Origin of the sequence: Pontibacter qinzhouensis (assembly GCF_008017455.1) — a bacterium.
GTDB classification, from domain to species: Bacteria; Bacteroidota; Bacteroidia; order Cytophagales; family Hymenobacteraceae; genus Pontibacter; species Pontibacter qinzhouensis.
Genome location: NZ_VRTY01000068.1, coordinates 13,461 through 34,592, shown reverse-complemented (window position 1 = coordinate 34,592; position 21,132 = coordinate 13,461). Strand labels below are relative to the sequence as shown.

Annotated in this window: 15 protein-coding genes; 5 read left to right on the top strand and 10 right to left on the bottom strand. The window is 47.2% G+C overall.

Annotated elements, in window-relative coordinates; translation table 11 throughout:
* Positions 1-1,312 precede the first annotated feature (1,312 nt).
* From FVR03_RS16580 to rpmH, 5 genes are all read right to left on the bottom strand, one after another.
* Positions 1,313-1,825: a DUF2480 family protein gene (locus tag FVR03_RS16580; RefSeq protein WP_147922878.1), complete on the bottom strand. Its 513-nt coding sequence runs from the start codon at positions 1,823-1,825 to the stop codon at positions 1,313-1,315.
* Between the two features lie 8 nt (positions 1,826-1,833).
* Positions 1,834-2,532, bottom strand: coding sequence for a tRNA (adenosine(37)-N6)-threonylcarbamoyltransferase complex dimerization subunit type 1 TsaB (gene tsaB / locus FVR03_RS16575; protein WP_147922877.1), 699 nt, complete (start codon positions 2,530-2,532; stop codon positions 1,834-1,836).
* A 132-nt stretch (positions 2,533-2,664) separates the two neighbouring features.
* On the bottom strand, positions 2,665-4,314 hold the full coding sequence (locus FVR03_RS16570) for a S41 family peptidase (protein WP_147922876.1): 1,650 nt from the start codon (positions 4,312-4,314) through the stop codon (positions 2,665-2,667).
* A 31-nt stretch (positions 4,315-4,345) separates the two neighbouring features.
* A complete protein-coding gene (locus FVR03_RS16565) occupies positions 4,346-4,759 on the bottom strand; it encodes a ribonuclease P protein component (RefSeq protein ID WP_255474267.1) in 414 nt (137 codons plus the stop codon).
* 36 nt (positions 4,760-4,795) lie between these two features.
* Positions 4,796-4,954, bottom strand: coding sequence for a 50S ribosomal protein L34 (gene rpmH / locus FVR03_RS16560; protein WP_147922875.1), 159 nt, complete (start codon positions 4,952-4,954; stop codon positions 4,796-4,798).
* A 520-nt stretch (positions 4,955-5,474) separates the two neighbouring features.
* On the opposite strand from rpmH, the gene FVR03_RS16555 reads away from it, so the two are divergent.
* On the top strand, positions 5,475-7,199 hold the full coding sequence (locus FVR03_RS16555) for a M61 family metallopeptidase (protein ID WP_147922874.1): 1,725 nt from the start codon (positions 5,475-5,477) through the stop codon (positions 7,197-7,199).
* A gap of 426 nt (positions 7,200-7,625) precedes the next feature.
* Here the strand turns inward: FVR03_RS16555 and FVR03_RS16550 are convergent, their stop codons facing one another.
* On the bottom strand, positions 7,626-8,861 hold the full coding sequence (locus FVR03_RS16550) for an NAD(P)/FAD-dependent oxidoreductase (protein ID WP_147922873.1): 1,236 nt from the start codon (positions 8,859-8,861) through the stop codon (positions 7,626-7,628).
* A 453-nt stretch (positions 8,862-9,314) separates the two neighbouring features.
* Here FVR03_RS16550 and FVR03_RS16545 point away from each other — a divergent pair, with 453 nt between their 5' ends.
* The 4 genes from FVR03_RS16545 (at position 9,315) to FVR03_RS16530 (ending at position 13,039) form a co-directional block, all read left to right on the top strand.
* Entirely contained in the window at positions 9,315-11,543 is a 2,229-nt protein-coding gene (locus FVR03_RS16545; RefSeq protein ID WP_147922872.1) for an NADP-dependent isocitrate dehydrogenase, read from the top strand.
* A gap of 257 nt (positions 11,544-11,800) precedes the next feature.
* Entirely contained in the window at positions 11,801-12,241 is a 441-nt protein-coding gene (locus FVR03_RS16540; protein ID WP_147922871.1) for a hypothetical protein, read from the top strand.
* A 161-nt stretch (positions 12,242-12,402) separates the two neighbouring features.
* The gene (locus tag FVR03_RS16535) at positions 12,403-12,744 is read left to right on the top strand and encodes a type II toxin-antitoxin system RelE/ParE family toxin (protein WP_147922870.1); all 342 of its coding nucleotides are present in this window, start codon (positions 12,403-12,405) and stop codon (positions 12,742-12,744) included.
* Positions 12,728-13,039 (top strand): helix-turn-helix domain-containing protein, encoded by a 312-nt coding sequence (locus FVR03_RS16530; protein ID WP_147922869.1) that lies wholly within the window; start codon positions 12,728-12,730, stop codon positions 13,037-13,039. Before FVR03_RS16535 ends, FVR03_RS16530 begins: the two co-directional genes overlap by 17 nt.
* A 404-nt stretch (positions 13,040-13,443) precedes the next feature.
* Here FVR03_RS16530 and FVR03_RS16525 read toward each other — a convergent pair whose 3' ends face one another.
* The 4 genes from FVR03_RS16525 to FVR03_RS16510 all read right to left on the bottom strand — a co-directional run bounded on the left by FVR03_RS16525 (position 13,444) and on the right by FVR03_RS16510 (position 21,059).
* Positions 13,444-13,791, bottom strand: a complete 348-nt coding sequence (locus tag FVR03_RS16525; RefSeq protein ID WP_147922868.1) for a calcium-binding protein — start codon at positions 13,789-13,791, stop codon at positions 13,444-13,446.
* A 4-nt stretch (positions 13,792-13,795) separates the two neighbouring features.
* Entirely contained in the window at positions 13,796-15,541 is a 1,746-nt protein-coding gene (locus FVR03_RS16520; protein WP_147922867.1) for an SWIM zinc finger family protein, read from the bottom strand.
* A gap of 277 nt (positions 15,542-15,818) precedes the next feature.
* Positions 15,819-18,791, bottom strand: coding sequence for a M16 family metallopeptidase (locus tag FVR03_RS16515; RefSeq protein ID WP_255474266.1), 2,973 nt, complete (start codon positions 18,789-18,791; stop codon positions 15,819-15,821).
* A gap of 369 nt (positions 18,792-19,160) precedes the next feature.
* The gene (locus tag FVR03_RS16510) at positions 19,161-21,059 is read right to left on the bottom strand and encodes a DNA polymerase III subunit gamma/tau (RefSeq protein WP_147922866.1); all 1,899 of its coding nucleotides are present in this window, start codon (positions 21,057-21,059) and stop codon (positions 19,161-19,163) included.
* Between the last annotated feature and the right edge of the window lie 73 nt (positions 21,060-21,132).

Here is a 21,132-nt window from a genome sequence, read left to right as displayed (position 1 = left end):
TTGTATGAAAAATCTGCGGTAGCTATAAAAGCCACCAATGTGTCTGTCCGACCCCGGCCTTTCCTTTTTTTTACTATCTCTAGAATTGACGCAGGTGATATCTCTATCTGCCCGCGCGGATTTTAAATTTCGTCTCTATCAGTCTCTCAAAGAACTTAGTGAAGGACAACTTCCTCCTCTTGTGCCGCTACCCTTAGCGGCTTGCACTCGTAATCTGCCTTATTTCCCGAACCTTCGAACCGTCCGTTCCGGAAGGGGATGCAAAGGTAAGAAGCTTTTCTCTCTCTGCAAGCGATCGAAGGAATATTTTTCTTCTTTTTTTCCTCCCGCCTTCACCCTGCCGGCCCCTGTTACGGCGGCTTTCAGAATCGCTTCCCTTTAGAAGCGGGTGCAAAGGTAAGAAGCTTTTCCGAAGTTGCAAAAGAAAAAGGAGAAATATTTTCAATCTTTTTTCTCTCCCCTCCCCGGCGGCCACTGCCTGGCCCGCCGATCCGCCTTGTCTCTCAAACGGGATGCAAAGGTAAGAACCTTTCCGAAATCCGCAAGCACCGAGGCAAACTTTTTTTCCAACTCCTTTCCGGCCCCTCGGCCGCTCCCCCGTCCCTGCCGGATGGGGATGCAAAAGTAGCAAACCTTTCCCGTTTTCCAAGCGCCGCGACTGCGATTACCGGAAGTATTTCGCAAGGCCCTCGTAATCAGCGGGATTCTTTTTACCTCGCAGGCGGAGGGGTAACAGCTGCCAGAGCACAGTTGGTTCCGTGGGGGAGAACTTTTTCCTCAGGCAGCGCCTGGTAAGGCATTATATAACTATCCATTCTAAATTTTTACCTCCTGTACAAAAAGTAGTGCTTGCTGTTTGGCGTCTTCGGCAGGAGGACTTCAAACATTACATGAAAATTGGATTCCTGAATCCTGCTTGCTACCCTGTAAGACGCTTCGAAGCCTTTGCTGCAACCTGCCCGGAACGGAGTTCCTCCAGATGCATGCTAAGTTAGTAGCCTCCCTACGGAAGACTATTAACAGCGATTGTTTTTTATTAAGCAGGCAGGGTGCTTCTCCACTTTTTGCACAGGAGGAATTATTCTAATGAAATCAGCCTTCAGAAAGGTTTTTGTTAAGATTTGGTCAAGGGTCACCTTTTTGTGTCAATACCCATGCATTTGCTGATTCTTCCGATTAAGTTAATCAGCTTTATACAAGAAGAGCAACAGCATCGTAACTGCAGCAAGATTGAATTAATTCTTTCCACAAGTTCCGGCACTATTGCTCTTTCATTATAACAGCCTTACCGACTGCCCCAAGTGTTACGCTTCTATATTGCCTTTGGCTTTTTGTACAGCGGCACTGTACTGCATGGCTCTCCGTACATAACGCTGCTGGTTACAGGCAAGAGCTTCCGCATAATTTCTACATAAGCATAAGTAGGCACAGGTATGTTGCCACATCCTTTCACCACCACCTTCGCATCCTGGTACTCATTCGGATCTATTTTTGAGATGGCTTCCTGCATCAGTGCCTGCTCTAGTGCCTCCAGATCTCCGAACACATAGTAATTCGCATACGCCTGCAGCTTTGTTGCCAGCAGCATATACGCCCACGTAGGCACAATGGCATCGGCAGAACAGATGATGGCTACGTTTTTACCATCGTAGGCAGACCAGTCATGTTCTTTCACAAAGGCTCTAAAGTCTTTCTCCTTCAAGATCAGGCCATGGAAAAGATTATCTTTTATGTCATATACGACACGCTCTCCCGGATGAAGCAGCTCTTCCAGGTTTAATGTAACCAGGGCACTTTGTGCCACTTTATTTATCAGCTCTGACATCTTTATTTCTAATTTACTTTATTCTTAGTTGGTGTTGTTATGTATACTTCTTTCAGGTAGAAGGGCTCATAGTACGCTACATCTTCAAAAAGCTCTTGCTGGTATTTCTCTAAAGACAGTTTACCTATCGGTTTAGCCGAAGGCAAGATGCTATCTATAAAAAGAGCGTTGGCTATGCCATCTTTCAGCGTTTCTAATTTGCTGGCCCCACTCCCAAAGAAAATAACCGGCTGCTCCGCCAACTCCTTCTCCAGAAAGCCTTCAGATACAATGACCGGTGCTATAGAAACAACTTCCTCCAGCTTATGATTCAACAGGCACGTGTAAACCTCCATACGCCGGGCATCCAGCATGGGGCAGAACAAAAACCTTTCCGGGTTAGGAGTAGCTTCTATAGCCTGAGCAGCTAAACCTTTTAGCGTGGACACTTCGATTAACGGAATATCCAGAGAATAGCAAAGGCCCTTAGCAGCAGAACTCCCGATGCGCAAACCGGTATAAGACCCAGGCCCTCCCGATACTGCCACTGCCGACAACTGCCCCAACGTTACCTGGCAATTATCGAGCAACTGCGAAATCATGACGGTAATATGCGAAGAATGCGACTTCTCTATCTGCAGTTCTGAAGAACCCAGCAGCTGCTCGCCTTTAAAAAGTGCGACAGAACAAACCGTAGATGATGTTTCGAGTGCTAACAATAATGGCATGAGTGAGGAAATGTTTATGAATAACAAAATTACTCAAAGGCTGCCATAGAAAAAAGCACCTTTGCGGCAGAGCCATTAAAGCAAAAAGGGCAGCACCTGTGGCACCACCCTTCTTCCTGTTTTACAGATAATCTATTTTACTTTAAAATAGCTTTTATATTCCTGCGGATCGTTCAGCACACGCTTTGCTGCCAGAATATCCGGATCATCGTCGAACGTTGCTTCGATGTAGCCTTTCTGCAGGTAGTAACGAGAGGCTATCTCAGCTTCCAGCACTTCTTTTATTTCGCTTTTAAAGCGGGTCAGGTCATTGGCTTTGTTGTGCGATACTTTCTTTTTGATGGCGTCGAGGTCGCTTTTGATGTCGTCGTAGTGCTTTCCTTCTTTGGCTCTTTCGGCTAACTCTTTCAACTCCTCTTCTACCTTGGTGCTATACGAAACATCTTTATCGCCTAAATAGGCTACAAACTTCTGGTAGTCGGCATCTGAAAGCTTAAACTGTTTGGCTGGCGGAATGGAGGCATGTTCTACTTTATATTTGTTCGCGAAATCGAAGAAGTACCCTTTTGAGGCCATAGTTTTCACGATCTCAGCGTAATTATGCTGCTCTACCTCCACATCAGGGCTAACACCGCCTCCGTCGTATACGGTGCGTCCGCTCGCTGTTTTAAAAGCTACCTTTAAAGAATCCGGAATTTGAGCCACGCTGCCATCTTCGTTGCGGTGGGCATAATCGATGGCCTGAATGCAGCGGCCGCTCGGAATGTAGTATTTAGCTGTGGTAACTTTTAGCTGCGAGTTGTAAGACAGTGGGCGTGTAGCCTGCACCAGTCCTTTGCCAAAGGTACGTTCTCCTACCAGTACAGCTCTGTCGTAGTCCTGCATAACGCCGGCCACAATTTCGGAGGCGGAGGCGCTGCGGGAGCTTGTCAGAATAACCAACGGAATTTCTTTATCGAGTGGCTCATCCAGGGCTTTATAGGTTTTGTTCCACTCTTTTACTTTGCCCTTGGTGCTCACAATGTCTCTGCCTTTGTCTACAAACACATTCGAGATGTTAACCGCCTCGTGCAGCAACCCGCCCGGATTATCGCGCAGGTCAAAAATGATCTTTTTAGCTCCCTGCTCTTTCAGCTTCTGCACAGCAGTTTTCACTTCCTTGCCAGCATCCATGGTAAAGCCCGACAGCTGAAAATAACCGATCTCATCGTCGATCATGCCGGCATACGATACATTGTCTACGTTGATGTTGGCGCGGGTAAGTTCTACTGTTCTGGCTTTGGTCTGTCCGTAGCTCCGAACCTCAAGCTTGAGTACCGTGTTAGCCTGCCCCTTCAGAAGCTTACTAACATCGGAGGAGTTTTTGCCTGTTACAGCCACTCCATCAATCTTCACAATTTCATCTCCTATGTTAAGTCCTGCTTTGTGGGCCGGCGAATCCTCGTAAGGCATCTGCACCACCACCTTGCCGTCGCGAGAGCCCACTAAAGCGCCAATACCGCCGTACTGACCGGTGGTCATGGTTCTGAAATCCTCAATATCGTCTTCGGGAATATAGTTGGTGTAAGGGTCCAGCGACTTGAGCATCGCGTCAATACCGGTGCGCACCAGTTTGGCTGGCGGCACATCATCTACATAATAGGTATTTACTTCTTTAAAGAGCGTGGCAAAAACATCCAGGTTCTTGGCTATTTCGAAGAAACGCTCAGAATCGGACTTAAAGGAGACCAGCCCGATGGCAAAGCAGCCAAGGACAAAGCCAACAACAGATTTCTTATACATATATTTCCAATTAGGGAGATGCTGATAAAGACTACTTTATCAAACAACGTTCCAAACCGGAAATTAGTTTTTTCTGAATGAATTCAAAGGATTTTTTTTCTTTACCGATGTAAAGAATGCCCAGCAAGCGGGGAGCTTGCGCTGGAGCAGCGTGCAGGATGTGCTTGTTCAGGCGGTATGCCTCCCGGATCTGCCGCTTAAGGCGGTTACGATCGGTAGCCAGTTTAAAGGTGCGCTTGGGTACCGTTACTAGTAACTGCGTAACCTCAGGCATGGGTTCGGGCGGCGTACTGTAAATAAACCGCAACGGATATACATTAAAAGAAGAACCCTTGCTAAACAGCAGCCCTATGAGGCGCTTACTGCACAAGCGTTCTTCTTTTGTAAATGTATAGGAAGTGGGTTGCTCTGCTGCTGTATGTTGAGTAGCTGGATCCATCGTCATAACGCGGTTCCGGGCTGAGCAAAGCGCAACCTAAAACTAAGCTTTGTGTTTTTTCTCGTCAGAAACAGTTAATCTCTTTCTGCCTTTAGCTCTTCTGCTAGCTAATACTCTTCTTCCGTTTGCAGTCTCCATTCTAGATCTGAAACCGTGCTTGTTTTTTCTTTTTCTCTGAGAAGGCTGGAATGTTCTTTTCATCGTCTGCCAATGGTTTTATTATGGCCTGCAAAAGTAGGAAACCTTTCTGTAAGAAGCAAAGGCAGTATAGACTTTTTAAGAAATATACTGAAATATTGTCGCTACTTTCTGCCAAACAGCTTTCATATTCTCTAAAACAGGTACATCAGCAGCAGAAGCATGGCGGTAAAAAGGGATAGAGAATTTACCTGGTTTCAAATTATTCTAATGATTTTGCCCTTCCAAAGGTCTTTTGGATAAAAATACTCAAGGGTCTGGCAGTTGGTCTGCATCACGGAATAAAAGGATCAAAGGATTTTACTCATAGAAAAACAAAATCCAGAGTTCTGTGTCATCCTAGGAATCCGTTTAATCTATGATCCATAAATTATTCTAATGATTTTGCCCTTCCAAAGGCTTTTCGGCTGAAAATGCTCAAGGTTTGGTAAAGGGCACCAGCAAGTGTTACAGCGTATCCGTAGCTAAAACAGTCGCGCATAGGTTAAATAATTTCTAATTTTGAATTTCTAATAATAACGGCATGATCTACTACCACATCTCCTACACCAACCCGCTCAGCCACCTTCTCACCATCCGGATAACCATATCCGACAATAAGGAGCAGGAGCTGTACCTGCAGCTACCATCCTGGCGACCGGGGCGGTACGAGCTTCAGAATTTTGCACAGAAACTGAGCAAGGTCAGCGCTACCGCAAACGGAGCGGCGGTAACCATTAAGAAGGTGACGAAGGACAAGTGGCTTGTGGAGAACGCAGGAGCTGGCAGTGTGGTAATAGAGTATAGCTTTTATGCCCGGCAAATGGATGCGGGAGGCTCGTGGCTCGATGAGCAGCAGCTGTACCTGAACCCCATCAACTGCCTGATGGCCGTGGAAGGAAGAAAAGCAGAACCTTGCCAACTGCAGCTCGCCCTGCCCGACCAATACGAGATTGCCTGTGGCCTGCAAGTGCTGGAGAAATTTACGCTGCAGGCCAGCGATTACCACGAACTCGTAGATGCACCACTTTTTGCCAGCGACAACCTGCAACAGACAAAATACGAGGTTAACGGACTCCCCTTCTACATCTGGATACAAGGCGATTGCCAACCTGACTGGCTAAAAATAAAAGAGGATTTCGAGGCTTTTACAAAAGAGCAGCTGGAGCTGTTCGGAGATTTCCCGGTAAGCGAATATCATTTTCTGAACCAGATTTTACCGTACCGTTACTACCACGGCGTGGAGCACGGCAACTCCACTGTTATTACGTTGGGGCCTGCAGAACTGCTCATGTCGTGGGGTTTGTACAAGGAGTTTGTCGGCGTAAGCTCGCACGAACTTTTCCACACGTGGAACATCAAGAAAATTCGCCCTGTGGAGATGCTCCCTTACGATTATGCACAGGAGAACTACTTCCGCACCGGCTACATCGCCGAAGGCATCACCACCTACTACGGCGACTACCTGCTGGCCAGGTCCGGCTTTTTTACGGCTGCCCAATACTTTGAGGAACTGAATACCACCCTGCAGCGCTACTACGTTGACTATGGCCACCATAACCTCTCGGTAGCTGATTCGAGTTTCGACCTGTGGCTCGATGGTTACAAAGCAGGTATACCCGACCGTAAGGTTTCGATATATGTGAAAGGTGCCCTCACGGCGCTGCTCCTGGACCTGCAGCTCCGGAAGGTTACCGATAACCGCGCCAACCTGGACCAGGTGCTGGTACGGCTCTGGAACGACTTCGGCAAACAGGACATCGGTTATTCGGAGCAGGATTACGAGCGACTGGTGCAGGAGGTAGCCGGTAGTGATTTTACAGCTTATTTCGAAAACTACATCTACGGAACTACTCCTATAGAAGAGGCTTTAACCGAGGCGCTGCAATTTGTTGGCTGCACGCTGCAGAAAACCGAAAGCCAGCTGCTGACAGAGCAACTCTATGGCTTTAAAACAGTGGCCGACGGTACGGCAGTAAAAGTAACAGCCCTAGCACCAGGCTCACCTGCCAGCCAGGTGCTGAGCCTGGACGATGAGCTGATTGCCCTCAACGGCCGCAAACTGGAGCAGAACCTGCAGCCCCTCCTCTCCACTACCAACACAGGCGCCCCTGTGGCCATCACCCTTTTCCGGGATAAGCGCCTCCGCAAAGTGCACCTGCAGCCCAACAACCAAACCTACTATTCTAAATTCACCATCGAAAAACGAGCAGATGCTACCGGACAGGAGCAGGAGAACTTCAGGCTGTGGCTGAAGCAGGAGTTTTAAATTAGAAATTCAAAATTAGAAATGGCGGGCTTGAATGTTTTGCCTATTCCTCGAGTATGTATTTTTTGGATAAGTAAACTAAAAAGATTGAGTAACCCAGGTTAACCCTTGGAGCCTTTCAAGCCAAATTACCCCCGGAAGGGCATTTTCATTAGAATAATTCCTGCATCACGGATTTAATGGATTACACAGATTTTTGGATTCCATTTTTCAATCTGTGGAATCTTACAATCCTTTTAATCCGTGATGCAGACAACCACATGAACCCTTGAGTACTTTCAGCAAGAAACACTTCCGGAAGGGCATTTTCATTAGAATAATTTCAGAATCACAGATTAAACTGATTTCTCGGATTACACAGATTTCATCACTCTACTTTTAATCCGGCAAATCCTTTCATCCTTTAAATCCGTGATTCAGACAACCTTAGTTAAACAGCAGTTTCAGATAAAACGACGGCTGGCGGAGTCGTTCGCGCAGGTCCAGGTCGTTGAACATGCAGGAGATGGTTTCGGCGAGGGTGGCGTTTTTGGAGGCTTTGGCTGCCACCTGATCGAAAAGCCAGGGGTAGTGCAGGAGTTTCTGCATGCGGCGGCTTAGCTTCAGCTCTTTCCAGAGACGGTTATACACGGCTTTGTCGTAGCCTTGCATAAAACTGGCGGAGAAGTTATTTTGTGCCAGGCATTGTGCCGCCTGCTCCGCCGCCCAGCGCCCACTGATCATGGCATTGCTGATGCCTTCGCCGGTAAAAGGATCTATGAGCGAAGCGGCATCTCCTACCAGCATGTAGCCTTTGCCAGAGATCACGCGCTTTTTACTTCCTAAAGGCAGGCCATACCCTTTTATATCGCCAATTAATTCGGCACTGGCAAATCGCTCCTTAAGGGCCGGGTGCGTTTCGATCATCCGCAGCATCTCTTTTTTCAGGTTGATTTTGCGACGGCTCACCTCGTTGCTCAACATACCTACTCCCACATTGGCGCAGCCGTTGGGCAGCGGGAAAATCCAGAAATAACCCGGCAGAAAATCCTTCAGGAAGTGCAGCTCTATAAAATTATCTTTATCCAGACCGGCCACTCCTTTATAATAGGCACGCAAACCGGCACAGTAATGCGCCGGCTCCTGCTGTATGCCGGCCGTGTGTCGGGCAAAAGAAGAGTGTGCGCCATTGGCAGAGATCAGCAGCTTCGTGCTTAGGTTTACTTTCCCGCTTTTGTCTGTCAGGACATGCCGCCCCTCCTGTTCCTGAATAGAATTAATGTCTATGCCTTCCAGCAGCGTAATCTCCGGCCGCTTCTTTACTTCGTTTATCAGGAAATTATCGAAATCGATGCGTTTAATAATATGCCCGGCAGGTGTGTGTGCGGCTATGTTGTAGTTCAGCTTAAAAGGCACGCTGAGTTGGTGCCCGCCCGGCGATATAAAATGAATACCCCACGAGGGCAGCTGGCTTTGCTCCTGACGCAGTAAGTCGGGCAGCTCCGGAGAGATCCGCTTCAGTTCGTTCACCACCTTTCCACTCAGGGCGTCGCCACAAATTTTATCGCGCGGAAAAACGGCTTTGTCTACTAAAACAGACGGTATACCCTTTTGCGCCAGGTGCAGCGCTGTGGTAGCGCCACCTGGCCCGGCACCTACAATACAAATGTCTACTTCCTGCATAAGGCTGCGCCAAATTAAGAGCTTCGCTAAATTAAATATTAGAAATTAAAAATTAGATGTAGAGAAGCAGGTTAGCACGGCTCTACGGTATGTTCGCTGAAATTAGAAAATATCTGTGGCTTTACAAGGAGCACTACCATGGCCGGCTATCCCTGCTCCCGCAGAAAGCCTGTGTTTTGACTAGCCTATATTAAAAAGTCTCTTATATTTGCCATCTAAACAAACAGTTATAAGTCTGCGGCTTTAGTTTTTAAATAGCAGGCCCTGACTTGTGATTTCAAAAGGACGAATTATTGCTTTCCAGGCAGCTCCTTTAGCATTTTCTGAAGCAAGCGAAGTCACAAATGATAATCTTGCAGAAAACTGGGTTAGACAATTATAAATCTTAAATTTGCGAATATAAACTATAGTAACCGGTTATTGCGGCACTATAACTTAAACTAAGAGAACAACATGACAACAAAAACAGCGAAAATTGCTTACACCATAACCGACGAAGCACCTGCTCTGGCAACCTACTCTTTTTTGCCAATCGTGAAAACTTTCACGCAGGCGGCCGATATTGCTGTTGAAACAAGAGACATTTCTTTGGCTGGCAGAATTCTGGCAACTTTCCCGGAGAACCTGACCGATAGCCAGAAGCAAAACGATGAGTTAGCTTACCTTGGCGAGTTGGCTAAAACACCGGAAGCCAACATCATTAAACTTCCGAACATCAGTGCCTCTATTCCGCAATTAACAGCGGCTATTAAAGAGCTGCAGGGGCAGGGCTATAATATTCCTGATTACCCGGCAGACCCTAAGACTGATGCTGAGAAAGAAGTAAAAGCCCGTTATGCCAAAGTATTAGGCAGCGCCGTGAACCCGGTTCTGCGCGAAGGCAACTCTGATCGCCGTGTAGCAGAAGCTGTAAAGCAATACGCTAAAAAGAACCCGCACTCGATGGGTGCCTGGACCTCCGACTCCAAAACACACGTAGCCCACATGACCGACGGCGATTTCTATGGCACAGAGCAATCGGTGGTAGTAGAAGAGGCTGGCGAAGTGAAAATAGAATTTGTTGGAGCCGACGGAAGCACTAAAACATTAAAAGAAGGCTTAAAGCTGAAAGCAGGCGAGGTAATAGACTCTTCTGTCATGAGCAAAAAAGCCCTACGTGCCTTCTTCGAAAAAGAAATTGCTGATGCCAAAGCAACCGGCGTACTGCTTTCGCTGCACCTGAAAGCCACCATGATGAAAGTGTCTGACCCTATTATGTTCGGGCACGCGGTTACTGTTTTCTTTAAAGATGTATTTGAGAAACACGCGGCGCTGTTCAAAGAACTAGGTGTGGACCCAAGCAATGGCTTAGGCGATGTATATGCTAAAATAAAATCGTTACCCGAAGATCAGCGCGCAGCCATAGAAGCAGACTTAAACGCTGCCAAAGAAAACGGTCCTGCGCTTGCTATGGTAGATTCTGACAAAGGCATTACCAACCTGCACGTACCAAGCGATGTAATTATTGATGCCTCTATGCCGGCTGCTATCCGCTCTTCCGGTAAAATGTGGGGAGCCGATGGCAAACTGCACGACACCAAAGCCATAATCCCGGATCGCTCTTATGCTGGCATTTACCAGGAAGTGATCAAGTTCCACAAAGAGAACGGCGCTTTTGATGTAACGACCATGGGCACCGTGCCAAACATTGGCCTGATGGCACAAAAAGCAGAGGAATATGGCTCACACGACAAAACGTTCCAGATTGCTGAAAGTGGTACTGTACGTGTAGTAGATGCTGCTGGCAACTCCCTGATGGAGCACAAGGTAGAGGAAGGCGATATCTGGAGAATGTGCCAGACCAAAGACCTGCCTATCCAGGACTGGGTGAAGCTGGCCGTTACCAGAGCCCGCATTACCAACACGCCAGCCATCTTCTGGCTCGACCCACAGAGAGCACACGATGCTAACCTGATCAAAAAAGTAGAGCGTTACCTGCAGGACCACGACACCAACGGCCTCGAAATTAAAATTATGTCGCCGGTAGAAGCCATGCGTTATAGCTGCGAGCGTACCAAAGCGGGCCAGGACACTATTTCTGTAACCGGCAACGTGCTCCGCGACTACCTGACTGACCTGTTCCCGATTCTGGAGCTTGGTACCAGCGCCAAAATGCTTTCTATTGTTCCGTTGCTAGATGGCGGTGGCTTGTTCGAGACAGGTGCCGGCGGTTCTGCCCCTAAGCACGTGCAGCAGTTCGTAGAAGAAAACTACCTGCGTTGGGATTCTCTTGGTGAGTTCCTGGCACTGGCTGTTTCTTTGGAAGACCTGGCCTACAAAACCAAAAACGAGAAAGCCGAAGTTCTGGCAGAAGCCCTGAACCAGGCCAACAGCAAGTTCCTCGAAAACGATAAATCACCGGCCCGTAAAGTCGGCCAGATCGACAACCGCGGAAGCCATTTCTACCTGGCGCTGTACTGGGCGCAGGCACTGGCCGAGCAAACTAAAAACCAGGAGCTGAAAGAGAAGTTCACAAAACTTGCCCAGGAACTGACCGAGAACGAAGGCAAGATTGTAGACGAACTGATTTCTGCCCAGGGCAAACCAGTAGATATCGGCGGCTATTACCACCCAGATGTTGAAAAAGCCGAGAAAGCCATGCGCCCAAGCGAAACGCTGAACGCTGCTTTGGCTGGTTTCTAAATTTATTGTTCTGATTTCCAAAGGCTGCCTGAGTTTGACTTGGGCAGCCTTTTTTGTATAACCATACCGCCAGTTTGAACACAGCGGTAAAGGTAGAGTGGTAAGCTTTTACGTTTTGCTTTTTGAATCCAAGGAAGATTAATATCTTAACTTCCCAATATAGTATATTTGGTAATCCGATTACGCTTATCTGTCATAATTAACAAAAAAGCGTATGTTTATTAGTGATATATACAAGTTAGGGCAGAACTAAAAAAATGAAGAATTGGGAGACGTTAAAGAAGGAAATTTATTTTGAAGATGGCTCCTTCCGTGACATCTATGTCTTTGACACCAATAAGGAAGATTGGAGGCGCTGGGCTAACTTTGTTAATGAAAACTTTACAGTTCAATTCTTCAACGGACGGACGCTGAAAACGGAAGACAGATTAAATGTTGATGATTTGTTGCTGTATTTCACTAATCCCGCCGATTTCACAGAAGTAAATAAGGCTTCAATTTTATTCGGCGACCTAAATATCAATTGTCTCTTGTTTTGGGAAGCTGAAATGGAAAGCGACATTAACCCTAAAAATGTCCAATCACTGGATGATCATCAAGCAATAGTCGGATACATGCAATCTGTTGCCAAAGTATTGAATAAAAAGGTCATTTTAACTTTAGAAGCAACAAAAGAATTAGTATTCATAGAAGTGTAAAAAACAGCATTGGCTAACATTGTATAAACGTTAGCATATGCCGACGGCCTCCGCCGTCGTTTATACGAGACCGTTAGGGGAAATAAAGAATCATAAAAGAGAATGTTTTTTTGTGGTTTATAGTAACTTTTAAGTTACATTTACTGTTGAAAATACAGCAGATGGAAAAAATTAGAGAAATCATTGCTTACAAAAACTACTTTGAAGATTTCTTAAAAGAGCAACCTGTTAAGGTGCAGGACAAGATATTCAAGATTTTGGAAGCGATAGAAACACTTGAGCGAGTGCCTCAAAATTACCTGAAGCACTTAGCAGGTACGGACGGCCTTTATGAAGCAAGGGTGCAGCTCGGCTCTAACATCTGGCGGGTGTTCTGCTTCTTTTATGAAGGCAAATTGGTAATACTTCTTAATGGATTTCAGAAAAAGACGCAAAAAACACCAAAGAAAGAAATTGACAAGGCACTACAATTAATGGCTGAATATTATGAAGGGAAAAAATAATCAAAAAGAAGTTAGCTCTTGGGCAGACATCAAGAACAGAGTGTACGGAGTTAAGGGAACAGAGAGACGCGATAACCTGGATAGGGAGTTTGAATCATTCAAGATAGGACTTGAATTAAAAAAGGCACGTGAAGCAAGGCATCTTACCCAGCAGGAATTAGGCGAAATCATTGATAAGAAAAGAACTTATATTTCAAGAGTTGAAAATGACGGAAGTAACCTTACTCTGAAAACCTTATTCGATATAGTTGAAAAAGGCTTGGGCGGAAAAGTGAAAATCTCCATTGAGCTGTAAAAGAAAAATTACTACCCCGTAGTCGAGTAGACGGCCCCGCCAGCGTTAACTGACGGGGTGCGCCTCTCACACCACTGTACATGCGGGTCTCGCATACAGCGGTTCGTTAAGTTGTGGAGCTACTTTTCTGTAGTAGTCGAGCAGTGATTCGTACCCCGCTGTTTGCAGTCTTCCGCAGGGAGACTGCAAATTAAAAATGATAATGGAAGTCTCCGACTTCCTGCTGGCAACCTGCAGTAAAACTTAATAAAAGGAACAGCTGCAAAACAAACAGCCTCAACTAAGGCACGTTCATCCTACTTGCGCGGAACAGAGTTCCTCCTGCATCATTTAATAGTTTGAAGTCCTCCTTCGGAAGACTATAAACAGCGATGGCTGTTAGGGCATAGAACCAAAGTATTCTCTCACTTCACCCAAAAATCCCAAATCTGAAACGCCTCCCTCGTCTGGGCAGAAGCTTTTATGTTGGTTAGCTCGGAGTAGGAAACATCCATCAGGTATTCTCCATTTTCTATCTCCAGTTCAAAATCATTGTCTGTGATACCTTCTTCATCGCTGGCCAGGGCTACAACTTTTACTACCTTTATTTCGGTGCTACCATCTTTTTTTCTGAGCGGCACGGTAGCTTTAAAAGGAAACTCCAGGTTTTCCTCGAAAAAATAGTACCAGCCCATGCTCACTTCTGTCTCGTCGTAGCAGTCAACTATAATCTCATAGTCAATCTTATGCTGTATCTCTTCCTTTGTCAGCATGGCTCTATTTTAAAATTTTGTTCAGTTCCTCCTGCATAGCAGGGCGGCGCGGAAACTGGGCTTTCAGGCTACGGGCTATTTCCTGTATTTTGGCTTTTCCTTCCGGGATATCCTTCATTACCTGTTTCATTTTACTTGCCAGGTCGGCGTATGCGCCTCTTCCATTAGCTTCTTGCCCTGCTTTCTCAAAAGCTGGCAAGTAAATTTTCAGCAATTCGGCGGGGTAATGCGGAGCTAAATATTTATGATAGCTTAAGGTGGTTGCAAGGCTTTTTTCTTTTTGCACCAGTGCCAGCAGCCTGTCCCAGTAGTGCTCCTGAATGTAGATCGGAGATAACTTTTCCAGCAAAGGCGGGTGAGCCGGTTTCCAATACTTGTTCTTCTCGCTGTCCCAGGTTTTCATTATTTTCTCGCTGGTTTCGGCAATGTATTTTTCAATTACCTCCTTCCACTCGGCCTGGCTGTAAGTGGCTTTCCATTGCTTATAAAATTCCGCACTAAACCAAGTATCGAAAGCCAGGTGGCGGGCATGGTGTCTGATGGTTTCAGTATCTTTCTCTAAAGCGGCTATTTTTAATAGTTCTTTTTGCCATGCCGTAACTGTGCCCGGATGGTTCTTGTTCTCGGCTACCTTTATGCCTTCGGCAATCAGTTTCTTTGCCGATTCATAATCCTTTTTCGCAATAGCTTTCTCTACTACTGCCTGCCGCACTTCCACAATATCCAGGCTCTGCTGCACCAGTTCTTCGGCTTCATCGGTGTTGCCAATTGCGGCTAAGAACTCAATTTTGCGTTTCTGGTAAAATTCTCTCCGGTAGGTGTCGTACGGGCCTGTCAGTTTACGAATCTGGGCATCTGCAAAGTCTAAAAATTCCTCCGACAGTCGCAGTTGTATGGCCAGATTTTCGTAAACAGAGAACAGCTCATAGCCCATATCTCCATAATCAAAATATTGCTTGTCGCTTAGCTCTTGCTGCAGAAATTCAAACACTTCCAGTTTCAGTTCTAAAGTGGCTTCTTCGGCATTGGCTATGTCTTCTATAAGTTCGATGATGTTGTTTAATGTTTCACCTAAATTTCCGGAAGAGTCATCGGCCTGGGTAATGGTCTCCATCATGGGCTTCAGCACTGCTTTGGCAAAGGAGAAGGCATCCTGGTAATTGTATTTCTTAACAAAATCGTTGCCGCTAGCCAGCAGCTTATCCATATCTCTTGATAAACTGTAGGAAGCACGGTAATCTACATAACCATGGTCGCTGTGCTTTCGGATAATCTTCTGAATTAAATCGCCATATTTCTTTTCAACATCTATCCGCTCATCCTTATCCGCAAAAAACAGCTCGAACTCGGTTTTAAAGTCTTTGTCTTTGGCCACGTAATGACGGATAAAATCCTGATACTCTTTCAGGCTGATAGATTGCAACAGGTTCTCAAACACATTTCTGCCAACTTTCCTGTCTTGCTGCTTACTTCGCGGCTTCTTTAGTTCTGCCCGCACTGCATACAGCACCGCCACTACGTGTTTGCACATCTCACCATCGTAGGGGCAGTCGCAGGAGTAGTCGCTGATTTCCTCTTTATCGACAAGCATTAATTCTACTTCGTACGTTTCGGAGCCTTCTACTTCTGCCTGCCAAATGTTCTCTTCGGTTTCCTCCAGCCAGACAACTGTCTTCTGGCTGTAATACTGTTTTCCTCTTTGCAGAATGGTAGAATAGATATCTGATTCGAAGTTTTGTAATGTGAGCATAGCTTTATTACGATATTAATTCCGATGATGTTTATATGGCTGATTTAGTGGGAAGCTGTAGTCCCTGTTCCGGAAGCAACTTTCATTCCTGAACTTTAAGTTGGAAAATTTTAAATCTTACAGTGCAGCAATAAGAGCAACAGCAGCCAATCAGAGAAGCCATTTTCATTCAAATATTTCAGAAACACAAACAGCCCTAAACAAACAGGGGCAACCATAACTGGCTGCCCCTACTACTGTTCTTAAATTATTTTAATGAAATTGCCCTTCCAGAGCTTTAATAGCCAAAAATTTCCTCTAGCTGCAGCTGCTTCACCTGTCCGTATTTTGCCAGTTCCTTAAAGTTCAGACGATCTTTGGAGCCGATTACCAGGATGGCTTGGGGCTGGCCTTTGATATATTTCTGCTGAAACTCCTGCAGCTGCGAAAAGGTAAGGCTGTTGGCGCTTTCGTACACATCGCGGCGGATGTCGTAGTCGAGGCCGAGGCGCTTGGCACGCTCATAGTCGAACAGGATAGAGGATTTCGTGATGCGTTCTGAGGAGATGCTGTTTCGTAGCGAGGCTTTGGCATTGGCAAAGTTCTCGTCGGCAAGTGGCATATTGTTCAGCAGCTCCTGCATGCCTACCATGGCTTCCGGTAATTTGTCGGCTTGCGTGCCGATGTACGACAGGTTGTAGTTAGAACGGTCTTTTTTAGTAGCTGTGCTGTAGGCCGAGTAAGCCGAATAAGCCAGCGCCTTAGACTCGCGCAATTCCTGAAACACGATAGACGACATACCGCCACCGAAATACTCGTTATACAAGCGGGCAGTTGGCACCATGGTTTTGTCGTAAGGCAGCGATTTGGTCAGGAAGAGCAGTTCGGCCTGCACCATGTTATAATCTACCCAATATACGGCTGGCTTCTTAATTTCCAGTTCAGCATATACCTTTTCGGCAGGAACTGCTTTTAGTTTGGCAGGCACCTGATGACCGGTGTTCAGAGCCGCTACAATAGCAGGTGTTTCACGTGGACCATAGTACAGTACACGGTGCTCGTAAGTCGGAATACTCTTGATGATGCTGACCAGTTCCTGCGGTTTCACGGCCTTCAGCTGCTTTTCGGTGAGGTTGGTGGTGAAAGGATTTTTGGGGCCGTATTTTGCAAAATTTACCAGCGCCTGGTTCAGGATCACGCTTTTGTTGAGCTTGGCATCGGCGCGAGATTTAAGTACGCCGTCTACCATATCTTTCAGGGCCTCCTGGTCTGGCTTCGGATTTTGCAGTGTGTTTTCGAACAGTGCCAGTGCTTCTTCAAAGTTCTCATCCAGCCCAGATAGCGTTACATACACCTGGTCGCCGGAAGTAGACACGTTGAAGGATGTTCCTAGTTTGAAAAACTCTTTTTTCAGTTCTTCGGCACTAAACTTATCGTTGCCTAGGTAGCGCAGGTAGTTAACGGCCATGCCCAGCTTGGGATCGTTGTTGGTGCCCATATCCAGGATGTAGTAGAGCTGGAACAGTCCATTCTCCTTGTTCTGGGTGTACAGCAGCGGAATATCGTTTTTCAGCTTCTCTTCTTTAATGTCGGTTTTGTAATCCACGAAAACCGGAGAAAGTGCCGGGGCATCAGCAGCCATAAACGCTTTGTAGTAGGCCGACTGCGCATCGCGGTTTACAGGCACAGGCGTAATAGTCGGTTTTTCTACTTTGGCTACTTCCGCATTTTTATCGGTGCGCTTGTATACCAGCACGTAGTTGTCGTTCAGGTATTTGCTGGCCACCTCCATTACGTCCTGCTTCGTGATCTTGGCAAATTCTTCCGGACGGTTCACATACGTTTTCCAGTCCATGTCGTTAACAAAGGCCGTTACAAAAGCATCTGCGCGGTTATTGTTGTTTTCATATTCCTGCATGAGCGTAATTTTGTAATCGTTCACGACTGCAGGAATCAGCCAATCCTCAAACTTGCCTTGCTTCACGATCTCTACCTGCGCCAGCAGCAGTTTTTTCACCTCATCCAGGCTTTGTCCCTGGCGTGGCGAACCACCCAACCTGAAAACCGAGTAGTCTTTCATCTGGTTGTCGTAGCCGTAGGCCTGCAGCACTTTTTGTTGCTGGTTCAGGTTCAGGTCTATCAGGCCAGCCTGGCCATTGTATAAAATATTGCTGATCATACTCAAAACAAGCGCATCGCGGGAACTCATGCCCGGGAAACGGTACCCAATGGCAATAGACTCAGCGCTTGGCCCTACAACCTCTTTCACTACTGGTTGCGCAATTGGTTTTTCCTGTGCTACGGTAAAGGCAGGCACCGGCTTGTTCTTCAGTTTTCCGAAATGCGCATCAATAATCCGGATCGTCTCGTCAAAATCGATGTCGCCGCTCAGTGCTACCGCCATGTTGTTGGGCACATAGTACTGGTCGAAATACTTTTTGATTTCGGTGATAGACGGGTTTTTGAGGTGTTCGATGGTGCCGATGGTGGTTTGGGTGCCGTACTGGTGTGTCGGGAAAAGACCGGAATTCAGCGCTTCGTACATTTTCCAGCCGTCGTTGTCGAGGGAGCGGTTCTTCTCTTCGTACACGGCCTCCAGTTCCGTGTGGAACAGGCGCGGCACCAGCTCGCCAAAACGGTCGGCCTCCAAAGCCACCCAACGCTCCAGCTGGTTAGCCGGAATATCGTTGGTATACACCGTTTGCTCTACCGACGTGTAAGCATTGGTGCCTTTTGCCCCGATAGCACCCAATATTTTGTCGTACTCGTTTGCCACTGCAAAAGTGGCGGCTACACCCGAAATGCTGTCTATCTGGTGATAAATTTTCTTGCGGACAGCCGCATCAGTGGTATTACGGTGTTGCTCATAAAGCGCCTCGATCTTATCCAGCTCCGCTTTTTCCTTCTCCCAGTTCTGCGTACCAAGTTGGGTAGTGCCTTTAAACACCATGTGCTCCAGGTAGTGCGCCAGACCAGTGGCATTGGCCGGATCGTTTTTGCTACCGGCGCGTACGGCTATGTAAGTTTGTATACGAGGCGCATCTTCATAATCCGTCAGGTACACTTTCAGGCCGTTTTCCAGGGTGTAGATACGGGCGTTTAGCGGATCATTCGGAACGGTTTCGTATTTGTATTCTTTCTGAGCCGGTTCTGCTGTAGCAGTTGCCGTAGCTGCAGTGGTAGACTGTGCCTGATAGGCTTCGTTCTTACATTGCGTAAACGTGAAAGCTAACGCAATCAGAAACAACGACATTCCTTTTTTCATGATCATAGAGTTAGTTGCTAGGTGTTAGGTACTAGATGTAAGATGCTTGATTTTTTCAAGATAATGGCGGATCTACAGAAAAGACCTCGCAGTGTGCGCAGCTCCTGCGAGCGTCTGGAGGTATAGCAGAAGCGTCTCCAAATGAAACACTCGGAGGAGCTGCGCACGCTGCGAGGTTTGGGCTACCCCAAATTATTCTAATGATTTTGCCCTTCCAAAGACTTTTTCCTACTGATAAGGCTTAGGGGCAAAATATTTGTCTGAATCAAAATTTACAGAATGAAAGAATATGCAGAATGTTCGCAGCTCCCTCAATTCATAATTTCAAATTTTGAATTAGGCGAAGCCTCTAAGCAAATATAAACTTTTCCGGAATTAAAAGTCAGTATCTAATCCGAAACGTTGTTTAATATCGACGAGTATCGGAAATTTCTCGGCCAAATAGTTAAATTTATCTTGCGACGTGTATAGTTTGCGCCCTTCGTCCTGTACTTCCATTACTTCGGCACGCAGTTTTATGCTGCGGTTCTGCAGGCGCTCCTTCAGTTCCTGCAACAAGGCCGGGCGCACGCTGGCAAACTGGTCTATCAGCACCGGGTTCTCTACATGCAGCAGCACCTCGTTCTGGTCGCTGATGTGGTAAGGCCGGTTCAGAAGCGTAAACTCCATCATGTTTTCCGACTTCTTTCTGCGCAGAATATCAACCCACACCGATCGCAGTTTAGCAGGATCTACGGGAGCAATGGCACCGCTATATACTTCCTCTTCTTCTTCGGCGGTAGCCACGGCAGCAACAGGATTTTGGGTTTGCTGGTGCAGGTCTTTTAAGCTTGGAATTTTGCTCAGTTTCTTTTGCGGCGGCACCGGCACCGACGGCCGTTGCATGCCCGGTACCGGAGGCGCTGTGGCTGCCTGTGGCGGTGCCAGGTGTGCGTCTGGCGTTACCTGCTGGGGCTGCGGAGGCTGCTGTAGGCCAGCAGACGGCACAGGGGCAGCAGGTTGCGATTGAGCTTGCTGCTGCATAGCAGCCGATGGCACACTACCCGAGGCAGGTTGCTGCAGTTGTGCAGATGGCACCGGGGCGGCACCTTGGTTTGCAGTAGAGGCCGGTGCCGGAGCCGCTACATTAGCTTTTTTTGGCGATGCGCCGTTTGCTGCTCCTTCCTGTGCAAAACTCAGGGCTGCATTCAGGTGCGCCATTTTCATGAGGCATAGCTCCACGTGCAGGCGCTGGTTTTTGCTGCTCTTGTAGTGCATGTCGCAGGTGCTCACCAGATTCAGGCCCGACAGCAGAAACGACACCGAGGCTCTTGCCGATTGGTCGGCATACTTGGCTTTCACGTTGTCCGACACCTCCAGCAGCTGTACCGTAGCCGGATCTTTACACACAAGCAGACTACGGAAATGCTCGCCAATGCCAATCAGGAAATTATGGGAATCAAACCCGTTCTTCAGAATCTCGTCGAAGAGCAGCAGCGAGCCCGACAGGTTCTGCGTGAGCAGGTAATCGGTGAGGCGTATGTAGTAGTCGTAATCGAGAATGTGCAGGTTATCAACAGTGGCCCGGTAGGTAATGTTGCTGCCTGAAAAGGTCACCATCTGGTCGAAAATAGACAGCGCATCGCGCAAGGCACCGTCTGCTTTCTGCGAGATCAGGTGCAGTGCATCCGGCTCAGCCTGTATGTTTTCTTTGCTGGCAATATTGCCCAGGTGCCGCACCATGTCCTCGATCCGGATGCGGTTAAAATCAAAAATCTGGCAACGCGACAGGATGGTAGGAATAATTTTGTGGCGCTCGGTGGTCGCCAGGATAAAAATGGCGTAGGCAGGCGGTTCCTCCAGCGTTTTCAGGAACGCGTTAAAGGCCTGGTTCGAGAGCATGTGCACCTCATCTATAATATAGATTTTGTACTTCCCCGATTGTGGCGCATAGCGCACCTGCTCTACCAGGTTGCGGATGTCCTCCACAGAGTTGTTAGAGGCCGCATCGAGTTCGTGAATATTAAAAGAGCTGTTATTATTAAAACTACGGCATGACTCGCACTCGTTGCAGGCTTCGGCTTCGGGTGTTATGTTCTGGCAGTTAATGGTTTTGGCCAGAATACGGGCACAGGTGGTTTTGCCCACCCCTCTTGGCCCACAGAAAAGAAATGCCTGCGCCAGGTGGTTGCTGCTAATGGCATTCTTGAGGGTATTGGTGATATGGTGCTGCCCCACCACGCTATCGAACGTGGCCGGACGGTATTTACGCGCTGATACTACAAAATTTTCCATTACTACAAATATAATCAATCTGAAGCTGAGATGGGAGCGCTTTTTATCCAGTAGTTTTCAAGAAAGTTATCCA